A 1,224-nucleotide genomic window follows, 5' to 3' on the forward strand; every position below is an offset into this window, starting at 1 on the left:
CCGGAATCCAGGGCCAGGGATGGCAAAACGGTGGAGTTCAAAGCATTAGGTCGCATTTAAATTTAACCACTACCCAAGACCTTTCTGCAAGCTATCCGGGGGCCGCTCGGGGGCAGGCGTTTTCTGCTGATGCTGGATGAGGCGGATCTGATCCCCGAGCGTCGGCTGGGCGAGCTGCTGCCCGGCTTCCTGCGCGCCCTGATGCAGGAGCCCCAATACCCCACCGTGCTCCTCTTCTGCGGCACCAGCCGGCTGCGGGTCATGGCGCGGGACTATTTCTCCATCCTGTTCAACACCGCCCAGTTCCGTACCCTCAGCTATCTGACCCCGGAGGAGTCCGCCCAGGTCTTGCAGCAGCCCGCCCAGGGGATTCTGGAATACGACCCGGCGGTGCTGGAGGATGCCTACCGCCTGACCCGTGGACAGCCCCTGTTGTTACAGCTGCTCGGGGCCGAACTGGTGAACCGCTGCAACGAACAGACACGCCGGGGCGAGACCCGCAGCGACTATGTGGATACCAACGACTTCGCCGCCGCCGTGGAGGGCGTGGTCCGGGCCGGGACTAACGCCGCCTTCGAGAACCACTGGGACGACAGCGACGCGGCCACCCATCGGGTCCTCTCGGCCCTTGCCCGGGCCACGGACGAGGCGGCCCGGCGCCAGTTGGCTATCGACGGCATCGAGTCGGCCATGGACGAGACCCGCCTGTCCCTCTCCCGCGAGCGGACCTTCCGCATCCTCGAACGGCTGGCGGACGACGAGATCCTGGAGCGGGACGGTCCCACCTACCGCTTCTGGGTCCCCCTCTACCGCCGCTGGGTCGCCTGGCGCTGGCCGCCGGAGCGGGTGCGGGAGGAGGCCGTTCCTATGCCGGAGAGATAGCCGGGTAGGATGCGGTGAGCGGCTGAAGGCGGAATGCGCTGCGCTTTCCCGCCCTCCGCGGGCTGGTCGGCGTCGCGAAATTGAAGCTACCGAGTCGTTTTTCCCATGCTCAATTTGAATCCGCAGATTTCGCAGATTCTCGCAGATGAAAAACGGGTGGTGGTTAATATCTAATTGGAACATGACCAACAGCACTGGCCGCTATGCTCCCTCTCCCTCCGGGAGAGGGTTGGGGAGAGGGGATCAAAAAGATGAATCCCATGTTCTGGCTCCCACGCTCCAGAGACTGTGAAAGTATTCCTGGATTTTCAGATCCAAAGGGACAGGACGACACAATTTTCC

1 protein-coding gene is annotated in these 1,224 nt (G+C 63.2%); it reads left to right on the forward strand.

The genetic code is table 11. The features are described 5' to 3' along the window. The first annotated feature begins 129 nt into the window (after window positions 1–129). Window positions 130–882, forward strand: coding sequence for a hypothetical protein (locus tag BQ17_RS08975; RefSeq protein WP_089726292.1), 753 nt, complete (start codon window positions 130–132; stop codon window positions 880–882). The last annotated feature ends 342 nt before the right edge of the window (window positions 883–1,224 follow it).

It is taken from the genome of Candidatus Thiosymbion oneisti, from assembly GCF_900092655.1.
Lineage (GTDB): Bacteria > Pseudomonadota > Gammaproteobacteria > Chromatiales > Chromatiaceae > Thiosymbion > Thiosymbion oneisti.